Genomic DNA, 8174 nt, shown 5'->3' with positions numbered 1-8174 from the left:
GGCCGGGAGCACGCCCGGCCGCGAGCACAGCGGCGTCCGGGGCCCCGCCGGGCCCGGGACGACGGGCTCGCGCACTCCGGCGACGGCGACGGTGCCGCTGGAGGGCGGCCGTCCTCAGGCTGTACGGCGACTCAAGCTGGCTGTAAGGGGGCTCAAGCTGTACGGGGGCTCAAGCTGTACGGGTAAGCGTCCCGGCCGGAGTCCCGGGACGGCAGGGAGGATGCCCGGCGGGCGCCGGCGCATCTGAGACGGGGTGATGACGAGACGCGGGCCGGGCCCTGCACCAGGCGCTACACCAAGGGCGTCAGGGTGTAGCCGGCGTCGTCCGGCGGCGCGTACTCCACGGCGACCCCGAGCAGGCGCACGGGGCGGGTCAGGTCGAAGCGGCCGAGCACGGCGAGAGCGGTGCGGGTGAGCTCGGCGGTGTCGGTGGTGGGGGCCGGCAGTCTGGACTGGCGCGTACGAGTGACGAACGGCGCGAACCTCACCTTGACCGAGACGCGGACGGCGGCGCGGCCCTCGGCGGCGGCGTCCCGGGCGACCTGCCCGGCCAGGGCCGCGACGCGGGCGGAGATCTCGGCGGTGTCGGTGAGGTCCTCGGGGAAGGTGGTCTCGCGGCTGTGGCCGCGCGGCACCCACGGCGTGGTGGTGACCTCGGCCTCGCCCTTGCCGAGGGCGAGATAGCGATACCAGGGGCCGTTGGTGGGGCCGAAGTGGCGGGCCAGCTCGGCCGGGTCGGCGCCGGCCAGCTGGGCGACTGTGCGCAGGCCCAGGCCGGCGAGCTTGCGGGCGGTCCTGGCGCCGATGCCCCACAGGGCGTCGGTGGGCCGGCCGTACATGACCTCGGCCCATTCCCGGCTGGTCAGGCGGTAGATCCCGGCGGGCTTGGCGAAGCCGGAGGCGAGTTTGGCCTGGTGTTTGTTGTCGCCGATGCCCACGGAGCACGACAGCTCGGTGGCGGCGAGCACGGCTCGCTGGAGGTCGGCGGCGAGGACCTCGGGGTCGTCCGTACAGGCGCCGACGAACGCCTCGTCCCAGCCCCACACCTCCACCCGCACCGGGAACTCGCGCAGGGTGGCCATCACGCGCTCGGAGGCGGCCTCGTAGGCGGGCGGGTCGCTGGGCAGGAAGACGGCCTCGGGGCAGAGCCTGAGCGCGGTGCGCAGGGGCATGCCGGAGTGGACGCCGTACTCGCGCGCCTCGTAGGTGGCGGTGGCCGCCACGGTGCGCGGCCGGGTGGGGTCGCCGGAGCCGCCCACGACGACCGGCCTGCCGCGCAGCTCGGGATGGCGGAGCAGCTCGACGGCGGCGATGAACTGGTCGAGGTCGACGTGCAGGATCCAGTCCCTGGCGCTCACCGCGGCCCCGGCCGGCGTGGTGGTCCCGGTGGACATGATGCCAGTATGACCGGCCCGCGGCCCGGCGCCAGGGACCGGGCCGCGGGCCCGCGGCGGGCATCAGTCCGGGGCGGGAGTCAGCCGCTTATGTTGGCCGCGCCGCCCACCAGGCCCTCCAGTTCGGCCCGGTACGCGGCTGCCGCCTCCGCCGGTCCGCGGCCGTTGACGACGGCCGCGGTGGCCTTCTGCAACGCGGCCGACACCTGCGGGTACGCGGCGACCCCGGGCCGGTAGGCGGTGACCGGGAGCACCTCGTCGGCCACGTACTTCAGCATCGGGTCGCCGGCCAGGACCTCGTCGTTGACGTCCTTGCGGGAGCTGATGCGCGCCTGACCGGCGAGCTCCGCCTTGGTGGCGTCGGCCCCGTGCATGAACGCGAGCAGCTCCCAGGCGAGCCGCGGGTGCGCGGAGTTGGGGTTGAGGACGCGCACGGCGCCACCCGACATGCTGACGTGGTCCTGGCCGCGGATGCCCGCCCCCGGCTGCCTGGCGGGGATCCTGGTGTAGCCGACGGCCGTGTCGCGGTCCTTCATGGGGGCGACCCCGGCCTTCGGCTCGACGACCGAGCGCCAGAAGTAGTCGCCCTCGGCCAGGATGGCGATCTCGCCCTCGGCGAACCGGGCGAAGGACTTGTCGCGCCCCTTGGCGTCCTTCTGGAGCCTGGGGTCGCCGAGGCCGCCGCCGTAGATCCGCTGGTAGAGGCCGAGCACGTCCTTCATGGCCTGGGAGGCGCCCGTCCACTTGCCGCCCGCGTAGATCTCGGCCCCGGCGCCGGCGAGCAGCGGCAGCACGCCCTGCATGGTGGTCGCCTCGCCCATGGCGGTGCCGGCGTTGATCTGGATGGGGACGGGGACGCCCGCGGCCTTCAGCCTGACCCCGGCGTCGATGATCTCCTGCCAGCTCGCGGGCCGCCACGGGTCGGGCAGGCCGGCCTTCCTGAACAGGTTCCTGTTGTAGAACAGGACGCGGCCGTCGGTGCCCTGCGGCAGGCCGTACTTCCTGCCGTCGAAGACGCCCAGCCCCTGCACGGCCTGCGGGATCTGCGACCAGCCCTCCCACGAGTCGACCGAGGCGCCGCCCACCTCGGCGAGCGGTCTGATGTAGCCGGCCTGGGCGAACTCGCCCACCCAGATGCCGTCCACGTCGATGACGTCGGCGCCCTTCCCGGACTTGAGGTCGAGCGCGATCTTCGTCTTGTACTGCTCGTCGTCGACGCCGCTCGGCTCGAAGAGCACCTTGACGCCAGGGTGGGTGCGCTCGAAGCTGGGGATCACCCAGCGCCTGATCCAGTCGGCTGACTCCGAGTTCTTGCCGCCGGAGATCGAGTTGGCCGCGATGGTGAGCGTGACGCTCTCCCGCCCGTCGGGGGCGCCTCCGCACGAGGTGAGCGTCAGGGCGGCGAGCGCGGCGATCAACGCGGTCCGGGGGACGAGACGCATGCCGGCCTCCTGCGTGAGGATGTGCGGACATTCCGACGTTCGCACGGGGTCCCGGCGAGCGTAAAGAAACGATCTGGTACCCGGTTCGCCGTGAGCTGATCGTGAGAAGTGCGGACGGCAGCCCAACATGAGTAGGGTCGCCATAGGAACACAGAACTTTGGGAGGGAGTCGCGTGGCATCGCACAGGGATCTGCCCGCCGGCTTGGCGAACCATCTTTTCCGCAACACCGGAAGTTCGTCGTTCACGGAGTTCGTGGGTTCGTACGCGGCAGAGTTGCTGCCGAGGCGGGACAACGTTCTGGCCACCCCCATCGGCGACCAGGTCCCCCACGCGACCACGATCCTCGCCGCCACCTTCGCGGGTGGCGTTGCGATGGCGGGCGACCGCCGGGCGACTGCGGGCAACATCATCTCCCAGCGTGACGTCGAGAAGGTGTTCCGCACCGACGACTACTCCTGCATGGGCATCGCGGGCACGGCCAGCACGGGCATCGAGATGGCCAGGCTCTACCGGGTGGAGCTGGAGCACTACGAGAAGATGGAAGGCCGCACGCTGTCGGTGGCCGGCAAGGCCAACCGGCTGGCCACGATGATCCGCGGCAACCTCGGCATGGCGATGCAGGGCCTGGTGGTGGTGCCGCTGTTCGCGGCCTACGACCCCGACCGCGACGGCGGGCGGATCTTCAGCTACGACGTGGCGGGCGGGCCCTACGAGCGCGAGCGCTTCGACGCGATCGGCTCGGGGTCGATCTTCGCTCGGGGCTCGCTGAAGAAGCTCTACCGCGAGGACGCCTCGGCCGACGACACGGTGATGATGCTGATCCAGGGGCTGTACGACGCGGCCGACGACGACTCCGCGACCGGCGGGCCCGACCTGACGCGGAAGATCTGGCCGATCGTGTCGGTCATCGACGCCGACGGTTACCGCCGGCTGTCGGACGAGCAGGTGGGCGGCTACGTCGAGCAGATGCTCGAGGCCCGCATGATCTCGCCCGACGGCCCCATCGCCCCGCTGCGCTAGAAAGGACCATCACGGTGTCCATGCCTTTCGGATATGCGTCCCCAGAGCAGATCATGCGGGACAAGGCGGATTACGCGCGCAAGGGCATCGCGCGGGGCCGCAGCGTCGTCGTGCTGCAGTACGACGACGGCATCGTGTTCGTGGCGCCCAACCCGTCGCGGGCGCTGCACAAGATCAGCGAGATCTACGACCGCATCGGGTTCGCCGCGGTCGGCCGCTACAACGAGTTCGAGGAGCTGCGGCTGGGCGGCATCCGCTACGCCGACATCAACGGCTACACCTACGACCGCTCCGACGTGACGGGCCGCGGCCTGGCCAACCTGTACGCCTCCAACCTCGGCCGCATCTTCACCGAGTCGATCAAGTCGCTCGAGGTGGAGGTCGTGGTGGCCGAGGTGGGCGACACGCCCGACGGTGACGCGATCTACCGGTTGACGTTCGACGGCTCGGTCTTCGACGAGCACGGCTTCGCCGCGATGGGCGGCCAGGCCGAGGCGGTGGCCACCCGGCTGAAGGAGCACTACCGGGATGGCATGCCGCTGGCCGACGCGCTGGAGGTGGCGCTGACGGCGCTGACGGAGCCCGGAGGCGAGCGGACGCCGGTGGCGCAGCTGGAGGTGGCGGTGCTCGACCGCACCAGGGAGCACCGCAAGTTCCTGCGCCTGACGGGGCCACGCCTGGAGCGCCTGCTGGCACGGGCCACCACGCCGCCACCCGCCGCCGAGCAGCCGCCCGCCGAGCCCCCCAAGGAGCCGCCCACCGACGAGCCACCCGCCGAGCCGTCGGCCGGGTCCGGCGAGAAGCCGCCGCCCACGGGTCCGGACGGCGACGTGGACGACGGCTCCTCGCCGCTGTGACACGCGTTCCCTGAGCCGCGTGTGACAGGCGTTTGTCCGAGGCGCTCTGGCGTGTGACAGGCGTTTGACCGAGGCGCTCTCGCGGGCGTGCGGCGCGATCACCGTGCCGCACGCCTCTCCGGGACGGTCCTGTGACCCTAATCACTCCAGAGGGGGCGAACCGGGCCAGGTGATCGAGGATCTCAGAGTGCATGAAGACTTCGATGCGGTTCCTCCTCGCGGGCGGCGCCACCGCCGCCCTGGTCCTCACGTCCGTCCAGGCGGCCGGCGCCTCCGCGACGGCGGTCGGCGCACCGTCCGGCGCCGCGTCCGGCCCAGTGGCGAGCGCGTCCACCGCCGCGTACCCCAAGTACAAGGCTCCGAAGACCTTCGGGACCAGCTTCCAGCCGGACCCGACGCACGACTTCACCAAGGGCATCCACACCCGGCACAACGGCATCCTGCGGGGCTGGATCACCCACCTGCGCGGCGGCGTCGCCGAATACGAGCCGATCAAGTTCAAGACGGGCACCCGGACCGAGGGCCACTTCGTCGGGCCGAGGGAGGGCGACGTGATGGCCTACGCCTCCCGCCTGTCCCCCCGACTCACCTACCTGTCAGCCACCGGCTGCAAGCCCGCCGGGACGGTGCTGACCACCGACCGCAAGAGCAGCGTGGGCGTCAAGCGCTGCCCTCGTTCGATCCTGGCCAAGCGGCTGGAGCGGCCCGCGCTCATCACGGTCCACGGGGGGCAGATCGTCAAGGTGCAGGAGATCTTCACTCCGTAGGCGACTCGTGCGGACCGTGCGCCGGGGACACCGGGCGGCAAAACACCCGCAAGATCTCTCCCGCTGGCCTATCCGTGGGCATAGTGTGAGGTGATGGATCGTCGCATCTTCGGGCTGGAGAACGAGTACGGCGTGACCTGCACGTTCCGGGGGCAGCGCAGGCTGTCGCCGGACGAGGTCGCCCGCTACCTGTTCCGGCGGGTCGTGTCCTGGGGCCGATCGAGCAACGTCTTCCTCCGCAACGGCGCACGCCTGTACCTCGACGTAGGCAGCCATCCCGAATACGCAACACCCGAATGTGACAACGTCATCGAGCTCGTCACCCACGACAAGGCGGGCGAACGCATCCTCGAGGGCCTTCTCGTCGACGCCGAGAAGCGCCTTCGCGAGGAGGGCATCGCGGGTGACATCTACCTCTTCAAGAACAACACCGACTCGGCCGGCAACTCGTACGGCTGCCACGAGAACTACCTGGTCGGCAGGCACGGAGAGTTCGGCCGGCTGGCCGACGTGCTCATCCCCTTCCTGGTGACGCGGCAGATCATCTGCGGCGCGGGCAAGGTGCTGCAGACGCCGCGCGGCGCCGTCTACTGCGTCTCGCAGCGGGCCGAGCACATCTGGGAGGGCGTCTCCAGCGCCACCACCCGCAGCAGGCCGATCATCAACACGCGCGACGAGCCGCACGCCGACGCCGAGCGGTTCCGCCGCCTGCACGTCATCGTGGGCGACTCGAACATGAGCGAGGCGACCATGCTGCTCAAGGTCGGCGCCACCGACCTGGTGCTGCGCATGATCGAGGCGGGCACGGTGATGCGCGACCTGTCGCTGGAGAACCCGATCAGGGCCATCCGCGAGGTCTCCCACGACATGACGGGCCGCAGGCGGGTGCGGCTGGCCAACGGGCGAGAGGCGTCCAGTCTGGAGATCCAGCAGGAATACCTGTCCAAGGCCAAGGACTTCGTGGACCGCCGCGGCGGCGACCCGATCGCCAAGCGGGTGCTGGAGCTGTGGGAGCGCACGCTCACCGCGGTCGAGACCGGAAACCTCGACCTGGTGGCCCGCGAGATCGACTGGGTGACGAAATACCAGCTCATCGAGCGCTACCGCAAGAAGTACGACCTGCCGCTGTCCTCACCCCGGGTGGCGCAGCTCGACCTCGCCTACCACGACGTGCACCGCAAGCGCGGCCTGTTCTACCTGCTGCAGAAGCGCGGCTCGGTGGAGCGGGTGGCGTCCGACCTGAAGATCTTCGAGGCCAAGTCGGTGCCGCCGCAGACCACCCGGGCGCGGCTGCGTGGCGAGTTCATCCGCAAGGCCCAGGAGAAGCGGCGCGACTTCACCGTCGACTGGGTGCACCTCAAGCTGAACGACCAGGCGCAGCGCACCGTGCTGTGCAAGGACCCGTTCCGCAGCGTCGACGAGCGGGTGGACAAGCTGATCGCGGGCATGTAACCGGCGGGTTTACCTCGGCCCTACCCGGTTGTCGGATAGGGTGACGCGAATCTGACGTCTTTTCCGAGGGAAACCCATGCGCCGCGCATTGGCCGCGATGGCCGCCGTGCCTTTGATCTTCCTCGCCGCCGCGTGCGGCGGCTCGAACTCCGGCGCCGGCGGTGCCACGCCGAGTGGCTCGGCCGGGGTGAAGGTCACCGGCAACGTGGGCGCCAAGCCCACGGTGACCTTCCCCACCGGCACGCCCGCCAGCAAGTCGTCGTACGAGGTGCTGGACGCGGGCACCGGCCCGGCGGTCAAGGCCGGCGACAAGGTGATCGTCAACCTGACGGTCTACAACTGGGACGGCAAGCAGAACCCGTACCAGGGCTCCACCTACGACAACAAGAAGCCGGAGACCATCCCGGTGGACCAGCAGCTGCCCCAGGTGCTGCGCGACGGCTTCACCAAGGTCAAGCACGGCGGGCGCCTGCTCGCCGTGCTGGCCGCCGACGCGGGCCGGCCGCAGACGCCGCAGCAGCAACTGCCCACCAAGGTGTTCGTGCTCGACGTCGTGGGCTCGCCGCCGGTCCCGCTCAAGGCCGCCACCGGCAAGGAGACCGGCGAGAGCATCAAGGGCGTCAAGGTCGTCGGCCCGGGCGGCGACAAGGCGCCCACGCTGACCACCAAGACGAAGGAGAAGGCGCCCAAGGAGCTCGTCGTCAAGACGCTGATCCAGGGCACCGGCAAGAAGGTGGATCCGGGCAACACGCTGACCGTCCACTACACCGGCAAGATCTGGGGCACGGACAAGGAGTTCGACTCCAGCTGGGGCAAGGGGCAGCCGGCGTCGTTCCCGCTGGGCAACGTCATCCAGGGCTGGCAGAAGGGCCTGGCCGGGGTGCCCGTCGGCAGCCGGGTCGTGATGAGCATCCCGCCGGACCTCGGCTACGGCGCGCAGGCCCAGCAGAACATCCCGGCCAACAGCACGCTGGTGTTCGTGGTGGACGTCCTCGCGGCCTACTGACGGGCGCCCGATGGCGGCGACGCGTCACAGCCTCGCGCCGCGGCTGTTGGCGTCGGCGATGCGTCACGGGTTCGCGACGGCGATGGGTCGTGGGGTCGCGACGGCGATGGGTCGTGGCGTCGCGACGGCGATGAGTCGTGGCGTCGCGACGGCGCTGCTCGTGACGGCGATGCTCGCCGCCTGCGCGTGGCTCGGCGGATGCTCCGGCGGCCCGCCGGCGGCCGGTCCCACCCG

General features: G+C 70.9%; 7 protein-coding genes. 5 read left to right on the top strand and 2 right to left on the bottom strand.

The window, feature by feature from the left end; all coding sequences use genetic code 11:
- Nucleotides 1–290: 290 nt before the first annotated feature.
- On the bottom strand, nt 291–1394 hold the full coding sequence (locus DQW85_RS31605; protein WP_205315560.1) for a DNA polymerase IV: 1104 nt from the start codon (nt 1392–1394) through the stop codon (nt 291–293).
- 80 nt (nt 1395–1474) lie between these two features.
- Nucleotides 1475–2836, bottom strand: a complete 1362-nt coding sequence (locus DQW85_RS31600; protein WP_113703450.1) for an extracellular solute-binding protein — start codon at nt 2834–2836, stop codon at nt 1475–1477.
- A 173-nt stretch (nt 2837–3009) separates the two neighbouring features.
- On the opposite strand from DQW85_RS31600, the gene prcB reads away from it, so the two are divergent.
- The 5 genes from prcB to DQW85_RS31575 all read left to right on the top strand — a co-directional run bounded on the left by prcB (nt 3010) and on the right by DQW85_RS31575 (nt 7940).
- Nucleotides 3010–3858, top strand: coding sequence for a proteasome subunit beta (gene prcB / locus DQW85_RS31595; RefSeq protein WP_113703449.1), 849 nt, complete (start codon nt 3010–3012; stop codon nt 3856–3858).
- A 20-nt stretch (nt 3859–3878) separates the two neighbouring features.
- A complete protein-coding gene (gene prcA / locus DQW85_RS31590; RefSeq protein WP_205315559.1) occupies nt 3879–4715 on the top strand; it encodes a proteasome subunit alpha in 837 nt (278 codons plus the stop codon).
- A 191-nt stretch (nt 4716–4906) separates the two neighbouring features.
- Nucleotides 4907–5482, top strand: coding sequence for a hypothetical protein (locus tag DQW85_RS31585; protein WP_240197544.1), 576 nt, complete (start codon nt 4907–4909; stop codon nt 5480–5482).
- A gap of 93 nt (nt 5483–5575) precedes the next feature.
- Entirely contained in the window at nt 5576–6934 is a 1359-nt protein-coding gene (pafA, locus tag DQW85_RS31580; RefSeq protein ID WP_113703446.1) for a Pup--protein ligase, read from the top strand.
- A gap of 76 nt (nt 6935–7010) precedes the next feature.
- The gene (locus DQW85_RS31575; RefSeq protein ID WP_113703445.1) at nt 7011–7940 is read left to right on the top strand and encodes an FKBP-type peptidyl-prolyl cis-trans isomerase; all 930 of its coding nucleotides are present in this window, start codon (nt 7011–7013) and stop codon (nt 7938–7940) included.
- Nucleotides 7941–8174 lie beyond the last annotated feature (234 nt).

This window comes from Nonomuraea lactucae, from assembly GCF_003313395.1.
In the GTDB taxonomy this organism is placed as follows: domain Bacteria; phylum Actinomycetota; class Actinomycetes; order Streptosporangiales; family Streptosporangiaceae; genus Nonomuraea; species Nonomuraea lactucae.
Note: the sequence above shows the minus strand (reverse complement) of the source record. Positions and strands in the feature narration are given on the sequence as shown.

What these genes read in the sequence shown, in the direction of transcription:
- DQW85_RS31605 (WP_205315560.1), bottom strand. Translation starts at nt 1,394, where the DNA reads ATGTCCACCGGGACCACCACGCCGGCCGGGGCCGCGGTGAGCGCCAGG.
- DQW85_RS31600 (WP_113703450.1), bottom strand. Translation starts at nt 2,836, where the DNA reads ATGCGTCTCGTCCCCCGGACCGCGTTGATCGCCGCGCTCGCCGCCCTG.
- prcA (WP_205315559.1), top strand. Translation starts at nt 3,879, where the DNA reads ATGCCTTTCGGATATGCGTCCCCAGAGCAGATCATGCGGGACAAGGCG.
- DQW85_RS31585 (WP_240197544.1), top strand. Translation starts at nt 4,907, where the DNA reads ATGAAGACTTCGATGCGGTTCCTCCTCGCGGGCGGCGCCACCGCCGCC.
- pafA (WP_113703446.1), top strand. Translation starts at nt 5,576, where the DNA reads ATGGATCGTCGCATCTTCGGGCTGGAGAACGAGTACGGCGTGACCTGC.
- DQW85_RS31575 (WP_113703445.1), top strand. Translation starts at nt 7,011, where the DNA reads ATGCGCCGCGCATTGGCCGCGATGGCCGCCGTGCCTTTGATCTTCCTC.